At 42.2% G+C, this 23,851-nt stretch carries 20 protein-coding genes; 6 read left to right on the top strand and 14 right to left on the bottom strand.

The annotated features are described in order from the left end of the window. Nucleotides 1–3 precede the first annotated feature (3 nt). The 6 genes from NWE93_05985 to NWE93_06010 are packed head-to-tail and all read left to right on the top strand — an operon-like array spanning nucleotide 4 to nucleotide 6,318. Entirely contained in the window at nucleotides 4–711 is a 708-nt protein-coding gene (locus tag NWE93_05985) for a hypothetical protein (protein ID MCW3999769.1), read from the top strand. Next, nucleotides 708–971 (top strand): hypothetical protein, encoded by a 264-nt coding sequence (locus tag NWE93_05990; GenBank protein MCW3999770.1) that lies wholly within the window; start codon nucleotides 708–710, stop codon nucleotides 969–971. Before NWE93_05985 ends, NWE93_05990 begins: the two co-directional genes overlap by 4 nt. Further along, the gene (locus tag NWE93_05995) at nucleotides 968–2,926 is read left to right on the top strand and encodes a hypothetical protein (protein ID MCW3999771.1); all 1,959 of its coding nucleotides are present in this window, start codon (nucleotides 968–970) and stop codon (nucleotides 2,924–2,926) included. Before NWE93_05990 ends, NWE93_05995 begins: the two co-directional genes overlap by 4 nt. Next, a complete protein-coding gene (locus NWE93_06000; GenBank protein ID MCW3999772.1) occupies nucleotides 2,913–3,803 on the top strand; it encodes a DUF4350 domain-containing protein in 891 nt (296 codons plus the stop codon). Before NWE93_05995 ends, NWE93_06000 begins: the two co-directional genes overlap by 14 nt. After that, nucleotides 3,800–4,756 (top strand): MoxR family ATPase, encoded by a 957-nt coding sequence (locus NWE93_06005; GenBank protein MCW3999773.1) that lies wholly within the window; start codon nucleotides 3,800–3,802, stop codon nucleotides 4,754–4,756. The genes NWE93_06000 and NWE93_06005 overlap by 4 nt, the downstream gene beginning before the upstream one ends. A gap of 20 nt (nucleotides 4,757–4,776) precedes the next feature. Beyond that, nucleotides 4,777–6,318, top strand: a complete 1,542-nt coding sequence (locus NWE93_06010; GenBank protein MCW3999774.1) for a DUF58 domain-containing protein — start codon at nucleotides 4,777–4,779, stop codon at nucleotides 6,316–6,318. A 1,913-nt stretch (nucleotides 6,319–8,231) separates the two neighbouring features. Here NWE93_06010 and NWE93_06015 read toward each other — a convergent pair. The 14 genes from NWE93_06015 to NWE93_06080 all read right to left on the bottom strand — a co-directional run bounded on the left by NWE93_06015 (nucleotide 8,232) and on the right by NWE93_06080 (nucleotide 23,376). Continuing rightward, nucleotides 8,232–9,188 carry a carbohydrate kinase family protein gene (locus NWE93_06015; protein MCW3999775.1) on the bottom strand — a complete coding sequence of 319 codons (957 nt, stop codon included), beginning with the start codon at nucleotides 9,186–9,188 and terminating at the stop codon, nucleotides 8,232–8,234. Between the two features lie 48 nt (nucleotides 9,189–9,236). Next, entirely contained in the window at nucleotides 9,237–9,941 is a 705-nt protein-coding gene (locus NWE93_06020; GenBank protein MCW3999776.1) for a methyltransferase domain-containing protein, read from the bottom strand. 147 nt (nucleotides 9,942–10,088) lie between these two features. Next, nucleotides 10,089–10,748 (bottom strand): class I SAM-dependent methyltransferase, encoded by a 660-nt coding sequence (locus NWE93_06025; GenBank protein ID MCW3999777.1) that lies wholly within the window; start codon nucleotides 10,746–10,748, stop codon nucleotides 10,089–10,091. A gap of 3 nt (nucleotides 10,749–10,751) precedes the next feature. Beyond that, nucleotides 10,752–11,669 (bottom strand): glycosyltransferase, encoded by a 918-nt coding sequence (locus tag NWE93_06030; GenBank protein ID MCW3999778.1) that lies wholly within the window; start codon nucleotides 11,667–11,669, stop codon nucleotides 10,752–10,754. 23 nt (nucleotides 11,670–11,692) lie between these two features. Further along, entirely contained in the window at nucleotides 11,693–12,940 is a 1,248-nt protein-coding gene (locus tag NWE93_06035) for an alkaline phosphatase family protein (GenBank protein ID MCW3999779.1), read from the bottom strand. 133 nt (nucleotides 12,941–13,073) lie between these two features. Then, on the bottom strand, nucleotides 13,074–14,795 hold the full coding sequence (locus tag NWE93_06040) for a hypothetical protein (GenBank protein ID MCW3999780.1): 1,722 nt from the start codon (nucleotides 14,793–14,795) through the stop codon (nucleotides 13,074–13,076). Between the two features lie 62 nt (nucleotides 14,796–14,857). Continuing rightward, complete coding sequence (locus NWE93_06045; GenBank protein MCW3999781.1) at nucleotides 14,858–15,715, bottom strand: glycosyltransferase; 858 nt, start codon at nucleotides 15,713–15,715, stop codon at nucleotides 14,858–14,860. Between the two features lie 27 nt (nucleotides 15,716–15,742). After that, nucleotides 15,743–16,510 (bottom strand): class I SAM-dependent methyltransferase, encoded by a 768-nt coding sequence (locus NWE93_06050; GenBank protein MCW3999782.1) that lies wholly within the window; start codon nucleotides 16,508–16,510, stop codon nucleotides 15,743–15,745. Nucleotide 16,511: 1 nt separating this feature from the next. Further along, nucleotides 16,512–17,477, bottom strand: a complete 966-nt coding sequence (locus NWE93_06055; protein MCW3999783.1) for a hypothetical protein — start codon at nucleotides 17,475–17,477, stop codon at nucleotides 16,512–16,514. A gap of 46 nt (nucleotides 17,478–17,523) precedes the next feature. Further along, nucleotides 17,524–18,834, bottom strand: coding sequence for a hypothetical protein (locus tag NWE93_06060; protein ID MCW3999784.1), 1,311 nt, complete (start codon nucleotides 18,832–18,834; stop codon nucleotides 17,524–17,526). A 16-nt stretch (nucleotides 18,835–18,850) separates the two neighbouring features. Then, on the bottom strand, nucleotides 18,851–20,353 hold the full coding sequence (locus tag NWE93_06065) for a polysaccharide deacetylase family protein (protein MCW3999785.1): 1,503 nt from the start codon (nucleotides 20,351–20,353) through the stop codon (nucleotides 18,851–18,853). A 4-nt stretch (nucleotides 20,354–20,357) separates the two neighbouring features. Further along, nucleotides 20,358–21,377 (bottom strand): glycosyltransferase, encoded by a 1,020-nt coding sequence (locus tag NWE93_06070; protein ID MCW3999786.1) that lies wholly within the window; start codon nucleotides 21,375–21,377, stop codon nucleotides 20,358–20,360. A gap of 96 nt (nucleotides 21,378–21,473) precedes the next feature. Beyond that, the gene (locus NWE93_06075) at nucleotides 21,474–22,229 is read right to left on the bottom strand and encodes a glycosyltransferase family 2 protein (GenBank protein ID MCW3999787.1); all 756 of its coding nucleotides are present in this window, start codon (nucleotides 22,227–22,229) and stop codon (nucleotides 21,474–21,476) included. Continuing rightward, nucleotides 22,204–23,376: a DegT/DnrJ/EryC1/StrS family aminotransferase gene (locus NWE93_06080; GenBank protein MCW3999788.1), complete on the bottom strand. Its 1,173-nt coding sequence runs from the start codon at nucleotides 23,374–23,376 to the stop codon at nucleotides 22,204–22,206. Before NWE93_06080 ends, NWE93_06075 begins: the two co-directional genes overlap by 26 nt. Nucleotides 23,377–23,851: the final 475 nt, after the last annotated feature.

Raw genomic sequence — 23,851 nt, forward strand, 5'->3', positions numbered from 1 at the left:
GGCATGCTCACGCTAACAGGCATCCTTCTTTGCCTGCTTGCAGCCATCATACTGAACTCAACCCCCTTCACGGCGCTAGGCATTTCCACAATCATCCTCGGCGCAGTCGCTTTCGCTATCGAGAAAGGGCAACCAAAAATTCCGCCGCAAGCCAGCGCAATCCTGCTCCAGTCAGGCATCGAAAACATCTCAGCGCTGGTTGAAGAGCTAGGGCTGAAAACCAAAGCCATCTACCTGCCCATGTCGATAACGGGAGATAAACCAAAAGCCCTTATCCCGCTTGACTCCCAAATCGAGCTAGACAAAAAAACAATGCCTAGACGCCTCATCGTCAAGTACGGTTCAAGACCCCAAGACATCGGCTTGCTGGTTATCACACCGGGCTCCGCTGCCGGCGGGTATGTTGAATCCAAGGCGGATGCTACAGCCGGGGACTTGGAGGCGGCGGTCTCCAATGTTTTAGCGGGCACTATGGCGTTGGCTGATGGTGTAAGAGTAAGCATGGATAACGTGGCAGTGCTATTGGAGGTATTGAATCCGAGGCTTGAGAATCAAAACATGTGGATTTACGGCTGTATAGGCAGCCCCATAGCCTCCATAGCTGCATCCATCATTGCGCAGGCTCTCGATAAGCCCGTTACTATCGAAGCAGAAAAAGCAAACCGCAGCAAGCTGATCGTGGAACTGAAAGTTTTGGAGAGAAAACCTTGAGGACCCCGCACAGATACCTGCTTTCGCTAGCCGCAACCTACGCCGTAACCACTTTCCTGTTAGCATTCTACAGCGCCACCAGCCTGGACCTGTATGCTTCAGTCTTCATCGTCGAATACTTCATCCTTACCCTGCTGCACACGCCGCTCAGCGCGAAAACCCAAAAATTCACCAACCTTATCGGCTACGTGCTCTTCGCTGTCTTTCTGCTGATTGCTGGCATAAAAATCATGGAGATTTTGGGTGCAAACGTCTTATGAAAACCCAAGCCGTACTCCTCGCACTTCTGATGCTAACCAGCATTTTCGGAGCCTGCCTACCCATAGAAGCCCAGCCTACCCTCACGCCACATGAAGACCCCACCGCCACCAAGAGCAGCATAGACGCTTACTCCTTTCTGATAGAGTATGCAGACATATTTGCACTCATGGCAAACAGGAAGTACCAGAACGCAAGCGACCTAAGTGAGCAGCTAAGCCACATAACCGTTCCCCCGGACCTAAGCTACATCATCAGCCGCTACAACCAACTCACCCAGCAACTCATCACTACCCTAAGCGACCTGCAAAGGTCACTGGACACTGCCTCTAAGATGCTGGATCAAAACAGGCTCAGCGAAGTAGGACCAGCCCTTGACCGCGCAGGCGTCTTGGTGGCAAAAGCCCAGATTCTACTCGATGACCTCAAAGACGCAACCGCCATCTTAAGCCAGAAAATCGGCGTTTATGCAGGGGCAGGTCAAAGCAAAATCAGTGAAGCCTACAGCCAACTGCAAGCCATGCTGCAGCGGCTTAAAGACCTCATCGACCTCTACCATCAGCTCCTGCAGCGGGCAAACCAAAGAGAACAGGAAATCAGAGCCCAAAACCTCAAAGCCACCAGCCTAACCCTAGCGCTCAATAGAACCCGATGCTTTGTCGGCGGCACCATAACCGCATCTGGCCACCTAACCGCAGGCGACGGATTGGGCAGTCGCAGGGTAGAGCTGCTTTTGGATGGAAAACAAGTAACAACAGCCACCACCGGGCAAGACGGCGCCTACTCGGCGGCGATTAAACTCCCCTACAGGTACGTTGACTCGGTTTCGATCTACGCGCTTTATACCCCGGTGGGCAACGACAAAGAGTCTTACCTAGCGGCGATAAGCTCCACAATCAAAGTTAAGGTCCTATACTACAAAACCCTCCTAGAGGTCTCCGCGCCCACCGTAGCCTACCCAGGGTTATCGATGACCGTCAGCGGCAAAGTCACAGCTCAAGACGGCACAGCGCAAAGTGAACGGCAAATCAAGGTTTACCTCGACGGCGCATTAAAAGCGCAGGGAAAAACCAGCCTTAACGGAACATGCAGCATCAAATTCACCGTTGACGCATCGGCGAAGCTGGGGAACCACAGTTTAACCGTAACTGCCCAGGCAAGCGGCCTATATGCGCCGGCTGCAGAAACACGAAGCTTCAGAATACAGAAAATGGCAACGTATCTCCAATTGGATGCCCCCCAGTTTGTTCTGCTTCCAACGCAAATTCAAGTCACCGGAACCGTAAAATCAGCCACCAAACCCCTAAGCGGGGCAACAGTGCAGTTGAGTTTCATCAACTTCACAACCGCAGCCAAAACCGCAAGCGACGGAAGCTTCAACATAACGATGGATGCCCCTTTAAACACGGCTTTGGCGGGCTACCAAGAACTCACCATCAGTGCCCATCCCTCGGAACCATGGCAAGCGGCTGCCCAATTAAAAGCCAATGTTCTTGCTTTAAATTCGGTGAGTACAGGCCTTGCTTTGGCGTCGTCTCTCTCCGTGTTTGCCGTCGCATACATGAAGCTATCGAAAACAGGGAAGAAACAGATGCCCATACTCCAAGCTAAGGAGGAAAGCAGCATAGAAACGACCCTGCAGAAGGCGCCGACCACAATACCGACTCTGCCCCAGGTTAAGCTCCAAGGAGCAAGAGGAGCAATCCTGCAAGCCTACGTTGAAGCCCTCGCCGCCGTCCAGTCAGCAACAGGCGCCACATTAACAATTAACATGACACTACGAGAGTATACCAAGATAACTTGCCCACGCATTGGAGCTGCCGGCAAACTCTTCGAATCCCTAACCATGCAGGCAGAGAAAAGCCTCTACTCGCCCCACACACCCCAACCAGAAGAGTTGCAGAGGGCAGAGGAACACAAAGAAGCCATAAGGAGGATCCTAGGTGCTGCCAAGTAAACTCCTGATGCTTTCAACACTGCTGATACTGCTTTTGGCATCTGCAATCGTGTGGTTTTATCCACCCACCGGAGATTTCCGCTTGGAAAACCCCTTCTGGAATGGGCTGCAAAAATACACCCAGCAAGCCCAAGCCACACCCTTAACCTCGCTGACTAATTTGCCCGCCGACCAAAAAGAAACAGCGCTGATCCTGATCCCATACAGCCCCTTCACAGCAGCTGAACTGGCACAAATCCGAAACTACGTTACAGAGGGCGGAACCCTCATCCTGCTTGATGATTACGGATACGGAAACCAAGTCTTAACCAGCTTAGATGTTAACATAAAGTTCACTGGGCAACCGCTGCTTGACCCACTCTTTAACTACCAAAATAAGATGCTGCCAAAAATAACCGACTTAGCTACAACGCCCCTATCGGCAAACGTAAGCAGCATCACCTTCAACCACGCAACCGCCCTACAAGTCGAGGACGCCACGATAGCAGCGAAATCCTCTATCTTCAGCTTTCTAGACACAAACGACAACCAAGAACACGGCGAGTCCGAACCCACAGGACCCTTCCCCATGGTTGCCTACACAAAACTGGAACAGGGCTACGTGGTAGCTGTGGCGGATCCAAGCCTGCTCATCAACAGCATGATAAACCTAGACGGCAACCTCCAATTCATCCACAACGCCGCAGCACTCCAAACCAGCAACCCCAAAATCTACATCGACCAAACCCACCTGCCCACCATGCCCATCTATGGCGCCAAAACCGTCTTAGCCACCATCTACGGTGCAGCGGCATCTCCACTGGGAACCATCCTTGTATTTGCAGCCCTACTCACAGTCACGTTTTATCCAATGTGGAAAAAGGTGAAAAAATCATGAATCAAACCCTAACCCAACAAGAAACAAACCTTGAATTGTCCGCAAAAATCCTAAACGAAATCTCAAAAGTCGTCATCGACAAACAAGACATCCAAGAACTACTCCTAACCGCCCTGCTAAGCGAAGGCCACATCCTAATCGAAGGGCTACCCGGCACAGCTAAAACGCTGCTGGCAAAAACCTTCGCCCACGTCATCGGCGGACAATTCAAACGCATACAATTCACCCCCGACATGCTCCCCGCAGACGTCACAGGCTTCTACCTCTACACCCCAGACGGCAAAACACGTCTAATCGAAGGCCCCCTCTTCACCAACGTCGTCTTATGCGACGAATTAAACCGCACAACCCCCCGCACCCAAGCCGCCCTCATCGAAGCCATGCAGGAAAAACAAGTCACAATCGAAGGCGAAACACGCATCCTCCCCAAACCATTCATGGTCATCGCCAGCCAGCTGCCCTACGGCTCAGAAGGCACTTACCCGCTAACTGAGGTGCAGGCAGACCGATTCATGTTCCGCGCCTGGAGCGATTATCTGGGCAAAGAATACGAAGAACAAATACTTGGCAGAATCGACTACATCGAACAACCCGACATACACCCCATTATCACTCTAGAAGAAATCATGCAGCTCCAGCAAGAAGTAAAAAAGGTTTTTGTCTCAGAAAAAGTCCGAGACTACATACTATCCTTGGTTGTTCAGTCACGCCAAGACCCCGACGTGCTGACGGGCCCAAGCACAAGAGCCAGCATCGCACTCTTCAAAGGCGCCCGAGCCAACGCGTATCTATCGGGCAGAGACTACGTCCTCCCAGACGACGTGAAAAAACTAATACACCCAGTCCTAGACCACCGCATCCGAATAAAACCCGAAGCCGAAATGGAAGATGTAACAGTAAACACCATCATCGAACGCCTCATCAAAGAGGTCCCAGTACCAAAAATCGATTAATCCACCCAGAGAAACAAAACATGCCCACAATTAACCTGAAAACCGCCGCTGCAAAAACCTACCTTATAGCAGTCATCATAGTGGGCATGCTGGTTTCGCCGCTTCCCCAGCTTGCATTAGCCATCGCGCTGCTCGCAGTCCAGCTATACATCGCCTACAAGCCCCCGGTCCCCAAAATCAACATGGCGCTAACCTTTGGCACGCTGGTTCTTGCGCCTCTAACACTGGTGCCGCTTCTGGGCAGCCTTTCAGCATTTCTCATGAGTCCCGCGGTTTACCTGCTAGACAGGAACCTGCGGGAAAATGCGTCAAACCAAACCTTCAAAACCACAAAATCCATGCGTACCCCAACGCATACATTAATTGGTCTCACAGCCGCCCTCGGCGCGGTTCTTGTTGCTGCTCTCATACTGCAAAATCTGCCCCTCATATTCGCCGGATCCATTCTGCTGATTTACCTGACAGCAGCACTAACAGTCAGCTACCGCAGAATCCCACAAACCCCCCTCAAAGAAACCAAAACATGGAACAGAATCCTAGTCGGTGAAACCGAAAACACATCCATCAACATCCAAACGGAAGCGAAACTGCCGCTAACCATCACCATAGCAGCCGCCCAGCCATGGATACGGCCTAAACCAGAAAAACTCGCCCTGAAGCCAAAGAGCCAAGCGCAGATAGAGGTAACCTACACGCCGCCGCTTGCAGGACCCACAAAACTCCAGCTTCAAACCATCGCTCTTGACCCATGGGGACTCATGCAGACCAACCAGACACTGCAGCCTGTGGACCTGCATATAATTCCCAGAGCAAAGTATGCACGGTGGCTAGCCAAAAAGTACCTTGAGCAAACCGCATCGGGAGCAGGCTCCAGCGGGTCGGCGCCGCCGCCCAGAGCCATCAAGGTAGCTCGAAGCGGCGTGGAATTCTACGGCAGCCGACTCTACCAGCCCGGCGACCGACTAAAAAATGTGGATTGGAAACATACCCTGATGCTTGATGAGCTGATTGTGAAAGAATACGCAGGCGCACAGGGTACGCCAACCATAATCGTGGCAGATTTAACCGCCAAGGATGCGCAAAGCGCAGATAAACTCATCTACAACGTCGTTATGGCTGCGTTAACTGCGGCAACGGAGTCCCTGCCCTCGGGGCTGGCATGCTTTAACCGAAAAGAAGTCCTAGCCGCGACGCCGCCGACGAATCCACGCGAAACCCTCAAGAAAACCCTACAGATAACACAGAAAATAACTGTGGCTGAGGCACCACAGAAGGTTATGCAGCCAACAGATATCAAGAGACTCAAAAGAACAATAAAAGGACTCAGCAAAACCGAGACAGAACCCTCAGAGAGGTTCACGGAAATATTAGAGTTCGAAGTTGAAGCACTCCAAAGCGCAACTAAAATGCATCCCGCAACCGAGGCTCTCAAAAAATGCGTAGAGAGGTCACCTGCACCCACCATGTTAACGGTGGCGTCAACTGGAAGCGGAGATACGGAAGCTTTGACAGTGGCGCTGGAGATTCTAAAAGCAAAAGGCTACAGCATAGTCACTATCTAAAAGGCGCTCTTTAGCTATCTACCGAGGGGATACGGATACATATACAAAATGCATATACGCTTTGCATATTTGGAGCAACGTTTCTGGGTTGCATTAGCAGGCTATAGGGTTTGTATGACAACTAACAATCTTAATAGTGGATGTAGATGGTTTTGTTAGTTCACTATTTTTCACTTACCGATACACTAGGACCATTTTTTAACCAATAGAAAGTGTGCTTTTTTAGACTGTTTTCTCGCTTTGAAGCCCACTTAATCCATGCATTAGAACTCAGTATTTCTGTAATACAAAAAAATGCGGATTCCAACTTTAAAGGAGATATTTTTGTTGCTTTCTTTTTTGGCGAGAGCACTCTTTTTGAAAAAGTGCCTAAAACAACGTGCAATTGAAATAAGTCTTGCTTTTAAAAAAGATACCAGTTTTTGTTAGTCTGTTAGAAGTAGAACAGCGGATGTTTTTGTTTTCTGGATGAGCCTGTTTTGAATTGCTTTTTTGGTTTGGCGTTTGTAGCTTTTGTTTGTTGCGTCTGGATTAGTCATTAATCGGTCAGAAAAGGTTTGGGCAACAATAATAAAAGGACTTAGCAAACCCGAGACGAAGCCGTCAGAGAGGTTCACGGTAATATTAGAGTTTGAACACGGAGCTATCCAAACCTCCGCCAAAACGCACCCAGCAACAGAGGCAATCAACAAAAGCACACAGAAAACCCCGCGTCAGGAATAATAACTGCGGCATCAACAGGAAGCGCAGACGCAGATGCGCTATCGGTGACGCTGGAGAAACACAAAGAACAAGGCTACATCATAGTAACAATATAAGCTTGCAGGCTAATTGGGCAGCAAGTGTGCGTAATTTTCTCCAAACAGAACAAGGTGCATATACGGTTTGCATATACAATCGAGCGGGGGTTATCGTAAAACATGGCTTCTTTGGAGATTCTATGATTTTTGCTTTGTGCCGTTGTGGGCACTAAATTGCTTTTCAGGTTATGTATGTTTGTGGCGATACGCTATTTTTCTTCACTTTCTATGTTAGTTTTTTCGGTTGTCGTTGTTAGTGTATGTCGGGTTGGTTTTTCGGGGGTTGACTTCTTCAGCGCGTCAACGCATGCTATAAAAACCACCAGTGTTTTCTCTACCGCTATTCTTTTCAGACAAAGTTTATTCTGTAACGCAAGCCCTAAACCAAACATCCACCCTTTTCCGTTAGGGCGGTCAAGCTAAACTGTTAGCCTTCGAGAACTTAGTTAAAAGAAATGGAGATGCTGATAAGCTAAACCTCACTAAACTGGCTGCCGACGACTGGCAGAACCGATGAAGAATGGATTGTTCATGTATAAACGCATATGGTCGCAGCACTTCAGGTTAACAAGCGCCATTAACTATTCCCCGATGATTCCAGTTACCGATTTGCTAAGCCGCTATTTTACGGTGAATACGCCAAAGAGAATTATCGATAATCACGAAGAAAGCTCTCGAGCGTTAGTAACCTCGGACTTGATGTTGCTATCGAGTATTTGCCGAATGCCTAACGAGTCAAGAAAACCCGTCTATGGCTGCGTTAACTGCAGCAACCGAGTCGCTACCGTCGGGGGGACGGAACCACGCCGACTAACTCAAGGGAACCCTCAAAGCAGCCCTCAAAACAACAGAGAAAACAACCATAAACCCACAACCAACCAAAACCATCCAGCCCGCACAAATCCAGAAACTCAAAAGAACAATAAAAAGACTCAACACCGAGCAGACCTAAGTTATAGGAAAAAACTCAAAGGGAGGGCTGTAGCGTAATCACAGTCTAAAACCAATGTAGGTTGCGTGCTTATGCGAATGAGTGGTAATCCGCCTTTGCGGAAAATTTGTCCGAAAAGTACGCGCGATATAGGCGATAACAAGTTTTAAAGCCTACAGGTTTTAGGGCCCTGCTAATTGAAGATGTTTTAAGTGAGTTAATATTTCGTCTTTTCGGGGAAAGCCGCGTGCCCCTACATTAGATACAACCTTTGAAGCGTACCAATTTGCCAAATCTGAGATTAATTCTAAAGAAAGCCTCTTACACTCACCATAAATAACAGCGGAAATGAAAGCATCCCCCGCGCCAGTAGTATCAATTGCATCAACCTCGTATGCAGGACTCTTAATAATACGACTTTTTGTCATCATGACTGACCCTTCACCACCGAGCTTTAAACAAGAAAAATTAGTCCATTGCTGCAATTTCGTTATTATTAGGTCGATATCTCGAGTACCGACTAATTCACATGCTTCTTCAAAGTTAAGACACAGAATATCGCTTGATTTGATAAGATTCAAACACAGTGTTTTATTTTGGGCTATAATATTATGAGCCCCTGGATCAAAGGCTATCTTGGTTTTCGCTCGTTTTGCAATTTCTATCGCTCTCAAAATAGCTTTTTTTTGGTTTTCCGAAATGATAGAATATCCTACGATATAGAGATATTTTGATTCCTCTATTAGCTGCTGATTTTTCGTTATTTCATCATCCGTAAGGTTGCTGTTCGCCCCTCTGAAAACTTCGAATGATCTTTCACCATTGGGCTCAATGAAAGAAATTGCAATGCCAGTTGGAAGACTGTCATCAAATATTAATTTCGATACAACGCTATTTAACTTCAGGTCTGAATCATACATTTCACCCAACACATCGTTACCTGCTTTACCTATAAAAGCGGTGGTTAGGCCAAACAGAGACATACCGACCGCAACATTTCCACCGCCCCCATGTGTAATTTTGGCAAATGCCATTTCCGAAACACCTCCGCGATAAACACAATTCTGCCAAGATGGTTTCTGAGCGATAACGTCAAAGAAAACATCTCCAATAACTGTGCAATCAAAAAAACGACTCATAAATAGTCATTCATGGGTATGTAACAACAAAGGAAAGCCACTAAAACGTCATTTTTGCCCGTCTATAAAAAGATGCTTTTCAAATACATGTCTGCGTCTTTCGCTAATATGAATGTTAATAAAACCAGCTTTATTCATCATTTCTTCCAGCTCGGCTTTTTTATAATACCTAATGTTTATGGTATCGTTTGCTTCTGGTTCTGCTGAAATAGACAATGAGCGATGCTTGATCTTCAGCAATAAGGAAAAAAACCATTTAGGAACGTTCAAACTGGTTATTTGAAATCTAAATATCCCCTGTTTTTTTAATACTCTAAAAGCCTCTTGTAAGTAATTGGCTGTCACAGATCTAGGAAGGTGTTGGAAGACAGTATAAGAGACAACCATATCAAACTCATTATCTGAAAAAATGCGTAAATCTGACCCATTAGATGTCTGTAGGGATATATTACTAAAACTGGTAAGTCTGGTTTTCCCGAGGGATATCATTTCATCTGAAACGTCAACTCCAAAAACCTCATGAAATAGAGGTGCTAAATATGGTTCAAGCCTACCAATACCACATCCTATGTTAAGCAGCTTCATTTTTTCAAAGGGAAGATAGGTTAACCCAGAAAGTAACCTCGCAGCATCTTCTTTTCCCGAGTTATCAAAATCGAGAGGATCTGAAGAAGGGCGCACCCAATTGATGGCATCTTCTTTCGCACGGTTATTCCAATCCGCACGCATTTTCCCATCCACTTTTTCCATCATATAAAGCAACCTCCACTGACAAATAACCACTCATATAGTAGCAGGACTATTAACCGCATCTAACCACCCGCCCCTTTATTAACATTTGCAAAAAAAAAATTTGAAATACCAAATTTGATCATATCCACAACTAAGGAAAAAAAATTTTCAATAGTTACTATCAGCAACAGATTTTTTAACACAAATCATATGGCTAGCCAATTCATTAACTTCAGGAATTAAGGGTTCTATCAAAAAGAAAGTCAGATTACTAAACGAGTTACATATAGGATGGAAAAAACGAGGAATAAATCGTGACCGCACCTCAATTTCTCCCCTGATGCTACGAAATCCAAATAATCTTACAACATAATCCAGCTTTTTCATCTCAATGGGACGCCATACACTCTTATGCGCTTGGTTTGGGTTATTATCGATTGGTTCCTGTGAATATTCACCAACAGGCATTGCTAGAATTGTAATATTTGTTGAGAGACATTCCAAGTTTTGTATTACACGTAAGCCTTCATTTTTATTCAAGTGTTCCAATACTTCTGAGCATAAAATTGCATCGAAGCTTTTTCGAGTAAAGGGTAAGAAACGAACGTCACACATAACAAATTCATCATAAGTGTGCTTTGTTTTGCATGTCTTTAAGTAAGGAAGAAAAATATCAATTCCGACGGAAAAAATATCCCTTTTCTCTGTGAGTGTTCGTATTAGTTTTCCATTTCCACATCCGACATCTAAAATAGATTCACCAATCAGGTTCTTTTTTAGAAAATTAAGACCAGTTAGCGGTATATAGCAGCCTATTCGTTCTATCATTTTTTACCTAATTGTTCTTGGATACCTTGCGATCTCTTTAGTAAAGCGATGTAAACAAACGCCAACGAAGCGCCCTATTGACATGCTCGCCCGGAGTACAAAGGATGCTACAGCAATTTTCAAATCCTTTGTAGTCACGAGAACACCTAAAGAGAGTACGAAATCGACACCAAACCCTATCGGCGCAACACTCAGTACTTTTTGCCATTGTGAAGGGTATCTTGCTATATACACGGGCAATGATACGTGCGAATAAATGCCTCGTTTTAAGGCAGAAACGACAGTAATATCGTCAGCATTACTATAAATTTTCAAGTTAGCCCTTAGAGTACGAGGATTGAAGGCAACAATACGATTCCAAAGATCTAAATCCTCAAAACCTTTCAAGTTCTCATCCCAACCGCCTACAGCGCAGATCAAAGATTTTCTCATTAACCTCGGCCAATAAATCCAATTATTCCTAAAATATGCAACTTGAGTCCAGGAAGCCTCTTGTGCTCTTGCCCAGATCGAAGATCCTGACCAGATCTCATCACAGGTTACTGCATCGCAATTAGATTTATTCAAATGATTTCTAAGCTTTTCAATAAACTCTGAAGGCAGCCATTGATCGGCATCAACAATCAGTATATATTCTGCTGTACTGGCAAATAAACCGATGTTTCTTGCGGCTGGAACTCCCTTTCCATGGTCATATAGATGCGTAACAGGAAACAGGTCAACCACTTGGGAGGTGCCATCCGTCGAATGACCATCAACTACAATTATTTGATCGATTCTCTCTTTAAGCAAGCTTTCTAAGCATTTACGAATGGTACCAACCATATTTCGAACGATGACTATGCAGCTTATCGTTGAATGTGCATTAGAGGTTACGCTGTTATCCACCGATTCTATACTCTTATCAGGACTTTCATCCATTTTCTCTTACCCCTTAATGAACTCTATTCAATCTTGGTGAGATCCTTACCATCAATGGGCCAAGGGACAGGTAAATCCATCAAAGAGGCTATAGTCGCAAAAATGTCCATTGGACTGGCTATATGTTTTATTTTTTTTGGCTTAACTTCTTTTTTTTGGATTATAAACGGTGACCAAAGCCCTTTTGCTTCAGGCATATAACCATGCGAGCCATTGGATCGTTCATATCCTTGGTAATAATTTGGCAAAATTAATACACCCGGATTTGCCACCCATATGATTTCACCAAATTTTTGATCAATAGGAATGGAATATTCTTTCTGATCTTCTGAGTTAATCAACCGACCGTTTTCCATATTTGCTAAAATTTTTATCAAGATAGCGTTAACAGCGTCATTCAATGGCCAGAATCGGGCAATTGTTGAATCTAAAAAAACGATGAAATCACGACCGTCTTTCAAACCTTGTTTTCCAATTTCCTTTGTAACATCGATTACAGAACTAATCGGAACCATACCATGATCAGAAAATATGAAGACATCAGTATCGAAACGCTTACGGTAACTCTCGATAATTTCTTTCACTTCATTATCAACTTTGAGCAGGCATTTGCTTAGCTCTTGTGAGCAAGGTCCGTATTTATGCCCTATTAAGTCAAGTTCACCTAGCTGGAAAAAGTTGAGGCTGACCTTTTGTATCACCAAAGCCTCCTTGAAAATTTTATCATCCTTCATGTTAGATTGACTTAATACTCTGTACGGAACTTTGTTTGTTTTAAGAATATCAAACAAAGTTGGCACTGATAGTGAGTTCTTAACTATCAAGTCGTAAGAAATAGCTTGTTTAAAGAACTTTAACCTGTTCAGGGGAATATTAATAGCCATTGGGGTTAGTGTTAAATTTAGTATACGTTCAGTTAATTTGAATATTGAAAACACCGCAGCAGTCCTAATTATACGGGGAAAGGAACGCAAATTGTCTGCACACATATCAATCAACCGATTAGTGATTGTTAAGGGCCGCGTCCATTTGTATTGTGATTCTTCAGGGTCAAATAAGAATTCAGTCCAAACACCATGCTTTGCCGGATAAACTCCGGTAAATATACTAGCACCTATTCCCTCAAAGGCAAAGAGTGGTTTGTATTGCCCTGTTAGTGATTTTCTAGAAAGCTCATACATAAAAGGAGTCTTATCTTCACTGAAATAATCAATACTGAGACCATCAACCCATATTACAAGAAGACAATGATTAAATGACTCGGCGGCCAATCAATCAATCCCCCGACAAAAAATCTTTCCGCTAATTGAGCAATAGCTACAGAACAATTGCTTGAATAGATTTGCGTTTAGGGTTCGTCTTTTCGGGACCTTATAAAGGCAAGCAAGCCAGGAGTTATTAAAGTTAGTCGTTAGTTTTCAGATTCTGCGCTAAGTTCATCGAACCAGTGGTGTATACAAAATTGACAGCATTGGTTTCAAACCAATCAGCATTAACTGATACTCTATATGATTTTATTGAACCTTCGTCATATAACGAAGCAACGAACACCCCAGAATCTAAAAGGATTTGATTAAATTGGTAGTAAGTTGCCCTACCGTTTAGTGTACCATTTGGACTCACTAGATTGAAATAGCTTTCAGAGAGCGCATAATTGTTCAATAACATGCTGGTATAAGAAAGTGAATCCGCTCCAATCAATTGGTCAGTCGCAGGCATATAATTCGAGATTGATAGAGAGGCCATAATATCTGAATCGGTTATTCGCGCAGTTGCAGCTTGCCTTTCGAGTGAAAGTGAACCAACTGGATGATATAATACATCAATTTCATGGGATGGTAACATCATATTCATCGAAAGCATCATAAAAATAAAAATAAAAAACACAATTTTGATTCTTTGTCTAATCAGGAGTAATACCGAAGTAAGCGATATAATCAGAAAGGGTAATGTATACAACATAAGCCGTTCTAGACCGAGGAGTCTCCCGAAACCCGGTAAATACATGACGGCAATAATCAAAGTAATGCTAACACACGCAGCCAATGCCCAAGAAGGAACCCCCTTCTTCGAATGGGAACAACAAGTATAAAGAAGCAATAAAGCTCCAAGTCCAATTAAGATAAACTGAAGATCAAACCAGCCTGTAACAATTGGGCCACGAGGCGATCCCCCAGCCCAAGCGCCCCATGATGATAGACCAGCGGAACCCGAAACCCAAGTGCCCAAAAAATTTGAAAATTCGGTTAAATTCCATCCTGTAACATGTACACCAATGTATATAGACCATACAAAAAGCTCGATAAGGATAATACTGACTTTTGTAATGGCTTTTTTCCCTAGATGGATGGATTGAGTCTTAAATATTTTTGATATCAAAGGAGAAAGTAAGAATGTGGTCAAAATTACGATTGAGAAATACCCAACTGTAAAATGAGAAAAAGCAAGCCCAAGCCCGAACAGCGCCGTTAGTATTATAGATTTTTTGCTACTCATCGCTAAAGTGAGTATAACCAAGAACAAGAAGATAATTGCAATTGTCGATCTTAAGTTCTGAATGTACTCCTGGAAGAAAAAGAACATAGGAATAAGACCAACCGATAAGTAAGATATATGGGAAGCCCCAAAGTACTTGATTATCGCAGCCGCAAATATGAGCGGGAGAAAGCTAATTATTATCGGAAATATCCATGAAAAAATTGAGAAAACAGAAAGCCCAAGAACCTGAGATAAGACAGTTGGAAAGATTGTGGTACTCAAATATGAATTATATGGCAAGAATGTGTTGCTAGGGTCCCATACGGTTGCTTGGCTTACAGTAAGCGCATTTGCATACTCAAGTGTAGTATCAGAATAAAAAGGGACAGCGAATCGCGTTACTTGCATGAAGATCACAGATAATGAAAGTATTAATACACAAAAGAAAAAGAAGCGCTCGGAAATCAATTTTCTGAAAATTAACTCGATTGCCAAGAGAATACCAGCTGACTGCGCCGCTACCCCAAATAACAATACAAATATTGCTATTGGTTGATCAAGCCGTATACTTAGTAAATATATGTGTGTTGAAATTGCCCCAATTAAGAGACAAAATAACGAAGCAGCTTTCAGACTGGTTTTCTTCATTTAAAGCCAATAGTTCGTCATATTGATTACCAAAAAAAAATTACGAAAATCAATTACGATACTTATGAATTTGCACTTTGGATAAGACCCTTTAATTGGTACAACCAAATAGCAGGGTGAATGTAAGTAATTGTCGGATCTCTTGTCTTGAAAGCTACAAAAAGGCTTATCGCTGGGGACACAAGTATATGTCTCGCTACACTAGACCGTGAAATAGATGGTTTTAAACCAGTTTCTTTTGTTATCATCTTCCAGGCCCCAGCAAGCTGGGAACCATAAGAATATTGATGCTTAAGCTCATCGCGAAGTCCAGTTCGCAGATGAATAGAAGCAACACTATGATCAACGCGCCACTCAAAACCAGCTTTAGCAATTTTAAAAGCTAAAACTGTATCGACTCCTGCGTTAACAGACATCTTTGGGAAGCCACCTATTGCTTTAAGTAAGTCAGTGTCGTACATTGTGTTATCCAAATTTTTGCCTAAGGTAGGAACCGAAGTTTTTTTATTTACAAATTTCGAAGCGAATTGGGGAGAGTGATATACTGAGGAATAATACTTCTCAAACCGCATGAGACCTACTGGTTTGTTTGGAAATCGAATTCCAGAGGCGACGGCCACTTTTGAATTCTGGAAAGATAAGGGTATTTTTTTCCACCAAACAGGAGATAACAACAGATCCTGTTCAAAACTAATAAAAAAATCAGCCGATACATATTCCAAAGCAGTATTGGCACCATCGCTTATGCCCTTTCCTTTATTAGTGATTACATCCCATCCGTATGCTTCGCCTATAGCTCTCGTATTGTCACTACTCATATCGTCCACTATTAACCGCATACCTACCGAGCTGGCCGGAATAACTTTACCAATCCGTTCTAAAACTAGAGGAAGTGTTAAAGAGCCATTCTTCGTCCACATTACCAAATCTACGCGAGAGTTCAATGATCATTCAGCTCTTAAATCAAGATTAGAAGCCCGAGGGTTCTTACAAATATAAACTGCATATGGAGAACCTCTTGTTTTTACATCTAGAAAGAACCGAAGCAACATCTTTTCAGCATTCTTTTTGCTAATAAGATACTCGGTTCGTCCATGTAAGCCATACCTTTTTGAAAGAAACGCAATTTTACTAAATTTTTGCTCGATCTTCAAAACAGCATATGCTGCTACATAAAGTAAGCCGAAAGCAAAACGAGGTCTAAACGCATTTCTCCAATGTTTTAGAGTAAGTAACATCCAACCTTTATTAGTTAGCATGTTCGAGCAGTTTTTGAGGATAGGATCCCAATGCTTTTTAGGTAATATGTATAGGACGGCGTAGCAAAACACACCATCGAAATTTGAAGTAGCTTGAATCGGTAAATATCTGGCATCAGCTCGGATAATATTAATCTTGTTTTTAACGCCATGCTCATTACAATTGGCCGCCAAGCGGTTTATCATTGAAGGACAAACTTCAACAGCAGTTACGGAGCAACATTTTTCAGCTATCGAGACGGTGAATCTTCCATAACCAGCCCCTACATCCAGAATATTGCGATTTTTCATATCTACTGACATCAGTTCTTCAAGCTGCTTTACATCTGCGAATCTTTTACCAGTTTGAGAGGCACCGAGCGTACTGTGGTCATTATTTGATTTATCAGCCGCTAACCGCTCCCAGTGTGAAAATGTGTCTTCAATTACTTCTCTTTTTATCGCTAAAATAGACATGTTATTCACCACTTTCGGAATTTGATAAGGAAGCTTCGCTTTTTTGAAGGCGAACATAACGGTCGGTAGGAGCAGGGGATAAATCCAGCAATCTACTAAAAAGGCCTTTAAAGGAATAAGCTATATTAAAAATAGGCTTTGGGAATAGTTCCCAAGGTTCTAGGCAGAGACCCAGTCTACTTAATGCGGCGCCTCGCTGAGTCAATGGAACATAATACCTTCGTTCCGAATGCGGCCTAAAGCCATTATGAATTTTAAATTCATCTAAGGATGGCATTATATTCATGTGACCATATACTATAAATCGAAGTTTTCGTTCACAAGCGGCATTTACAATGCAGTCTATTAACAAATTATTGAGTCCGGGTATTCTCCGTGAAGTTGAAATAAATGTCTGAAATCTAGCCCCTAAAGTACCCACTCTACAACAAAGGAGACCAACCAGTCTTCCGTCCAGATAAGCGACTGCAATCATTAAAGATTCAGCATCTGCGCCCGCGAAATCCCCGATCGTGTTAGTTTTTGAATAACCAAAATAGGGAGAAAAAATCATACCTTGCCGAACAGGAGTCTCATGATAGAGGTTAAAAATGGCTTTGTTGTCATTTTCATTTTTACGACGTATGTGTGTTTCGATACCTAACTGTCTCGCCTTTCGTATCAAACGCCGTTCGCTCTTTCTCAAATTATTGAACCACATATCATGATTTTCAAGCGTTAGCAGTCCAATCGTTTCTGTTTTAGAATAAAAAGGATAATGCTCAATGTTATCGAAAAAAGACCGCTGAGGAAAACTAATAACATCAACCTGATCATTAATTTGGCATAGTTTTTCGATTGGATGATCAATATTTAAATATTCATCAATCAAACGGCCTTCTGTCAGTAGACCATATCGTGAGATAACAAAAGACTCCTTGTTTGATCTAAATATTTTAGTGGGAGTTAGTTTAAGTTGGTTCTTCATAGCCAGATAACATCGGAGTTTTATTGCTAATAATATTACTTGACGGTTAGAATGCGGTCTTTTGAATGCGTGAGGGTATACTATACGATAATAAGCAAAGATTTTTCAAGCCTGTCCAAGCGCACACGGGAGGAATGTTGTGATACTGGTGGGGGTAAATTATTCGCAGAATCTTTGACGCTTGACCAACTGCCTGCATATCAACCTTTCCTTCCGTATCTATGGCATTTAACAGCAAAGCAGATGTTGCGTACGTCCGAATAATAGGAGGAATTGTAGAAAAAAAAGCGCGAACAAGTGTTTTTTCTTGGTACATTCTCCAATCTCGGGCATACATTAAATTTAGAATAAGAGAAACTGCAACCATCGTTGTTCGGATTGAGGAAGAAGAGGCAGGTAAACTCTTCTTCCTGAGCATATAACAGATATATGGCTCAAAATAAAAAAAAGATATAGATCGCAAGTTTTCACTGACTAATTTTGTCATATCAATTAAACTGTAAAATTCCTTGTTGATTAGTTTTGATATAATATACTGCATAACAATCATTAGATCTCGACGTGCCCTGAACCACAATAACACACTATCCTTTTCTTCGTTGAAGTCTAGCGACATCAATTTGAGATTAGTATAATGAAAGACACGTTCTGCCAAATCAGGGATCACTTGTGCCAATTCTGGGAACCAATCACCATAGGTCTTGAGAAGGATCTCTGAACGCTTAAGATGCCTCAATTCCAAAACCTTTTTTAGCATAAAAAGAGAAGTGCTAATTGCAATATATACCTTATAACATTCGTAATTGAATCTAGCCGCACATTTTACGGAATATTTATTCATGTATTCATAATCAAAATTCTGAATCAACCCCAAAGTGGAAAGGAAGAGCACGTTTAAGGCCACGCTATTAAAAGGAACGTCATTTTTTTCAATTGAAATCAGAGCTCTCAGATCTTTTCCCCAAATTTTTTTACTCTTGTATTTTAAACCATAAGTGCTCAAATCAGGATTCAACTTTTTGATATTCGAGGTTTTTATTATTTGAATATCAACGTCAAAAAATGAGTCTTGCGTCTCAACTCCGATTTTGTTACTTATTCTATTCACCATCGACCGGTATATCGATTTAGAAGGAATCGAATCTGAAAATACGAATAAATCATAATCATTCATTGGAACATAAGTGGTTCCGAATTTGTAGACACTCCCTTCTCCGCGACCAAAACCGCCTGATAATAAAATTGAATCGACACTATGCATTGATTTCAATATTTCGTTAACAACTATAGCCATATGATTTTCAATAGTTCGGTCAATTTCATCGCTTTTATGAGCGGTATAATTAAAGTCATGCATAATTTAACGGACCATGTCATGATGAAAAAGAAAAATCGCTTGCAGCATATTCATGAATATAGCAACCGCCGAATATTTGCACATTTCTGGGATCATTCTCATCAATTTTATCAATCCTACTTCTTGCAGCCCACCACTTTGCTAGTTCGGAAGGCAATACCACCCAGCAGTCTTTATCTGCCACGAGTTCCTCAAGGAAAATATTATAAAGCGAACTCATTTTTTCCTGACCGAATAATTGTTTATCTGGATGAATGATAACGCTGCATAAACCACCTATTGAACGTATATGCTCTCGAACCGAACGCCAAAAAGATAAAAGCTCACAGGGTTTTAACCCTTGCAGCTTTAATAACTGATGATCTTGAGGCATGGTAACTGGAATCTCAAGTAGACCATCTTGAGTGAACGGATATACAGTGCCAACACCATGATCATGCCCGGTTGTTCTGCAATGCGCCTCCCAAGCAGGCAAGGACGAATCATACAAATACCCTTCTGCCTTAACGGCCCGAATTATGCTCTGAGAATGTTGTAGTAATGGCGAGCGGAAACCTGATACGGTACAATTACCTAGTTTCTCGAGCGTTATTTTTGAAACGCGGCAAACCTGTTGTATCTTATGCTCATCAAGAAGTATTAATTTTCCATCGTGACGAAAGCCATGGGAGCCTACCTCACACCCCTCCAAGGATAGATTCTGTATTTTGCTTTTTTCTAAGGCGTAACGTCCTGTTGGTATGTTCCAAGAAGATTTTATTGCATATTTTCTTTCCACGCCTCGAAGTATATCAATTCCCGTGTTAAAGCCTTCGGAGGTATCGACATCATGAGTGATCGTAAAAGCGTACTTCTTATTGTTCTTCCAAAATTTTGCGGTTTTTATAGGCTTACCTGTTGCAGTAATTATTGATACAAGGAGGAGATAACTTAGACCATCAACGGCATTAATTTTAGAAATATATTCTTCAGGATCCAATTTAATCTTTGTAGTCGATTTGAGAAGCAAATCTCCGACTCTGCGAGGAACTAAGGATTGCAAATTAAGCGCAGTCTGTAACCTAAAAGTATTAGTTGGTTTGAGGTTGATGCCGGCAAAACGTCTATTGATTTCTTCAATAACATCAATACACAAGAGGTAAATTTTCGAGCCACGTAACCGACAAAGAATAGGATGACCTTTGGCAGAAATCAGAGTGTCTATTGGTCCATCATAACTAAAACTGCCCGACACCTTAAACCTAATTTTTGCAGTCTTTTCTACGTTCAGGAGTAACGGAAGGTTAATTTCATTATAGATAAACTTTACACCAATGTTGTCAAGTGTCTTTCGAAAAACATCAGTATTAGAAGGAATACATAAAACTCTATAATCAGACAAATGAAAGGTATTACAGTAAGATATCAACAGATCATATTTATGTTCAGCGCCTTTATCGCAACTATATGATAGTTTGAAAAGCTCCAGTATTTGGGTGAGCGCAGTAGGATTAGTTTTAGGTACAGATATACGAGTCATTAAGTCAAGACGTAGGAAATTTTGTAGGAATTTCTGTGTTTGTTAGAAAAAACCCTACCATCACAAAGAAAAGAATAAACAATGAAGCCATAACTTGCCGAATAACAATAAATGGCATTTTAAAAGCTTTGGTGAAAACCGTTATAAATACTTCAGAAAGCACTTCATTTAATATGAGGGCCTCGGTTGATCCTCTGTCCCTTTTTTTTCCCTCTTTTAATGATAGCAGTAGTAGCATTTTTCGGGTTCGACCAGCTTCAAAAGCTCTTTGAGCAATAAAGAGCCAAGAGAGCTTGTATTCTTGTACATTATGCCAAACCTTGCAATGCGAGTTATATACAATAATCTTTCCTGTTTCTGATCGAATTCTCAAAGACAATTCTGTTTCTTCACCGAAAATTTGCCATTGCGCTTTTTCAAGCCAAAAAGCGCCAAGATTTGGAGAATAACCTTTCACAAGAACAAGAGGATCTCTTCGGAAGGAAGCATTAGGACCATTGACACTTCCCACCTCAAAAAGAGACTCAAAACTATTCTTTCGCGAACACCCAAATATCCAATCAAACCCTTGCGGAAACCACTCCCAACCTTTTTTTGCCCATAATGGAATCACTTGACCTGTTGCGGCAACAACCTCATTATCCTCGAAGGAAGCGAGTAAATTCTCTGCCCAATCAGAAAATAAAATTACGTCGTCATCAACAAATGCTATTATATCACCTCTGGCTTGAGCCAAGCCAAGATTTCTGGCCTTAGAAGCACCAGCTTTAGATTCTGAGAATATGACTCGGGCATTCGAATATCCTTTTTTTTCTATATAGTTGCTTATGATATGGAAAAGTTCCTTTGATTGCTCAATAACTAGTATTAGTTCGATGCCTTTAAATGTTTGACATACAAAGCTATCGATAAGCTTCTTAATATCACCTGAGCGCCTAATAGTAAAAGAAGGGGCAATTACCGAAAGAAAATGATTGCCAATATTACGTCTAGAAGCCTCAGAGTTAAAAATTAGCGCTGACACTTTTTTCAAAGATTACCCTTCACAATTCTATTATCAGTCAAATAATTGAAAACAGAAAGGTGTAGTACTGAACAGGCCATTAATATTCGCTGCTTACTATCTATAGTCGACATGATCCATTCTACCGCGAATAACAGCCCAAAAAGAATTATCTCTCCAGACGATCATGTGACTGTAGCCACATTTTCTATCAAATTTTTTAGTAACTGGAACTTCCTTAAGTTTACATCCTTTTTTTATGACTTGTGCAAACAAGTAATTTTCCAAGGCATATTTGTCCAAAGAGCTCTGCCATAAGTTAATACCTTTCACCGATTTAAGACGGAATGCCCTAAAACCATTCGAGGCATCAGTAACAGGGAAACCTGAAACAAGTCTAAAGCCAAGAGTATATAATCGGGTTAGAACTGACCTTGATAAAGGCATATTTATGGTTCGCTGACCCGATAAATAACGGGAGCCTTGAACGAATTCGAAATCGCCACTAATCAATGGATTTAAAACAGTCGGTAAATCTTTAGGATCATCCTGACTATCCCCAGCCATTATCGCACAGATATCAAAGTTTTTTCCAAGCGCATATTCTATTCCACAGCGTATAGCTGCACCTACGCCCTTTGAAGAATGAGTATCCAGTACAGTAGCACCAGCACCAAAGGCCTCTTTTCTCGATCCATCTGTAGTACCACTATCAACGATCACAAGAACCTCGGTAACAAGACCCTGCCCGTATTTATAAATCCCTGAAACCAATCTGCGGATTCGCTTCTCTTCATTTAGGACGGGCAGAATAACTGCTACAGTAGGTTTAATTTCACTATTGACTTTAAGCGTGTTTTCCAATCCATTCATTTATGGCATCACAGACAAACGTAACTTCATCGCTATTGAGTTCAGCAAACATGGGTAATGAAAGAATTTCTCTCGATACCTGCTCTACAAATTTAAGGTTATCTGCTTGGTTGTCATTATATGCAGGTTGTAAATGTATAGGCGTTGGATAGTGAATTAATGCTTGTATACCCTTTTTTGATAATGCCTCCTTCAACTCATCTCTCTTCGCCACTCTTATAACATATAAATAATAAACGTGTTTTACTCCACTAATGCAATACGGCACCTGAATTTGAGGTATTTGACCTAATAAAGTATCGTAAGATTCTGCAATCCGCTTTCTTTCTTCGTTCCATCTATCCAGATACTTAAGCTTCACCAAGAGAATGGCTGCTTGGATTTCATCCAATCTTGAGGTGTAACCTGGTACTACGTGGCTATTAAGCCCAGATCGTCCGTGGTTTCTTAACTGTTTTGCTTTGACAGCAATTTCTTCATCATCCGTAGTTATGATTCCAGCATCACCCATAGCCCCTAAGGGCTTAGTTGGAAAGAGACTGAAACACCCAGCAGCTCCGATTGAACCAACCTTCTGGCCGTTAAATGTTGACCCATGAGCTTGACTGGCATCTTCGATCACTTTTAAGTCAAATCTTCTGGCAAAATCGATGACCTTTCCCATATCCGCGGATTGACCATATAAATGAACAGGAATTACAGCTTTGGTTTTACTATTCACCTTGGCAGCTTCGATGTTTATGTTGAAGGTTTTAGGATCAATATCTACGAAGACTGGACGTGCTCCTGCGTGAGTTACAGCCTCCGCTGTCGCGATAAAAGTATTGGCAGGAACCAGAACTTCGTCACCTTTTTCTATACCAGCTGCCTTCAATGCAATCAGAATTGCATCGGTCCCATTGGCAACGCCGACTGAAAATTTTGAGCCACAATATTTTGCAAATTCTTGTTCAAACCGCTCCATGTTTTTTCCAAGAACAAAAAAGCCTTCGTCAACTACGCGAATAATTTCTTTTTTGATCTCAGCCTCAATCGACCTGTTTTGCCGTTCGATTGCAATAAGAGGTATTTTCATTTCCTCATAACCTGTTGCTGTAAGGTTTATCGGTAAGGCCAGTTTTACATCGGAGGTTAAATACTGAACCAACCACTCGTGCCGGATTTCCGTATGCAACGGATTGAGGCGGAATGTCTTTGGTTACAACCGAACCTCCACCTATCAGAGAGCATTCACCGATCTTCACATAAGGCATTATAGTTGAGTTACCCCCAATTTGGACATGATCTCCAATAAATGGACCATGCATGCAAGAGCGTGATTCCTTACAACCTGGATGTAAATCGTTAAGTATTATAACGCCAGGTGCAAGGAACGCATTATTGCAGATAGTTGTGTGCTGACCCACATAACAATTACAGTGAATTTTTACATTGTTGCCTATGGTAGAACCATAATCGATAACTGCATTGGCCCAAATTCTTACGTTATTACCGATGGTACAATTTTCGCGAATTACTACGTTGTGCCCCGTCTCCAAGTTTATCCCGATTCTATTGCCTTCCTCTATAAAAGTACCTTCACGAATTAACCAGCCTCTTTGGTCGGCGGAATATCTTTTCAA

Source organism: Candidatus Bathyarchaeota archaeon (genome assembly GCA_026014735.1).
Classification (GTDB): Archaea; Thermoproteota; Bathyarchaeia; order Bathyarchaeales; family Bathycorpusculaceae; genus Bathycorpusculum.

Bases quoted from the DNA above. Each gene is read 5' to 3' on its own strand.
- NWE93_06040 (MCW3999780.1), bottom strand. From the start codon at position 14,795: ATGAAGAAAACCAGTCTGAAAGCTGCTTCGTTATTTTGTCTCTTAATT.
- NWE93_06015 (MCW3999775.1), bottom strand. From the start codon at position 9,188: ATGAGTCGTTTTTTTGATTGCACAGTTATTGGAGATGTTTTCTTTGAC.
- NWE93_06005 (MCW3999773.1), top strand. From the start codon at position 3,800: ATGAATCAAACCCTAACCCAACAAGAAACAAACCTTGAATTGTCCGCA.
- NWE93_06075 (MCW3999787.1), bottom strand. From the start codon at position 22,229: ATGAATGGATTGGAAAACACGCTTAAAGTCAATAGTGAAATTAAACCT.
- NWE93_06025 (MCW3999777.1), bottom strand. From the start codon at position 10,748: ATGATAGAACGAATAGGCTGCTATATACCGCTAACTGGTCTTAATTTT.
- NWE93_05995 (MCW3999771.1), top strand. From the start codon at position 968: ATGAAAACCCAAGCCGTACTCCTCGCACTTCTGATGCTAACCAGCATT.
- NWE93_06065 (MCW3999785.1), bottom strand. From the start codon at position 20,353: ATGACTCGTATATCTGTACCTAAAACTAATCCTACTGCGCTCACCCAA.
- NWE93_06010 (MCW3999774.1), top strand. From the start codon at position 4,777: ATGCCCACAATTAACCTGAAAACCGCCGCTGCAAAAACCTACCTTATA.
- NWE93_06050 (MCW3999782.1), bottom strand. From the start codon at position 16,510: ATGTCTATTTTAGCGATAAAAAGAGAAGTAATTGAAGACACATTTTCA.
- NWE93_06055 (MCW3999783.1), bottom strand. From the start codon at position 17,477: ATGAAGAACCAACTTAAACTAACTCCCACTAAAATATTTAGATCAAAC.
- NWE93_06030 (MCW3999778.1), bottom strand. From the start codon at position 11,669: ATGGATGAAAGTCCTGATAAGAGTATAGAATCGGTGGATAACAGCGTA.
- NWE93_06045 (MCW3999781.1), bottom strand. From the start codon at position 15,715: ATGTGGACGAAGAATGGCTCTTTAACACTTCCTCTAGTTTTAGAACGG.
- NWE93_06020 (MCW3999776.1), bottom strand. From the start codon at position 9,941: ATGATGGAAAAAGTGGATGGGAAAATGCGTGCGGATTGGAATAACCGT.
- NWE93_05985 (MCW3999769.1), top strand. From the start codon at position 4: ATGCTCACGCTAACAGGCATCCTTCTTTGCCTGCTTGCAGCCATCATA.
- NWE93_06060 (MCW3999784.1), bottom strand. From the start codon at position 18,834: ATGCATGACTTTAATTATACCGCTCATAAAAGCGATGAAATTGACCGA.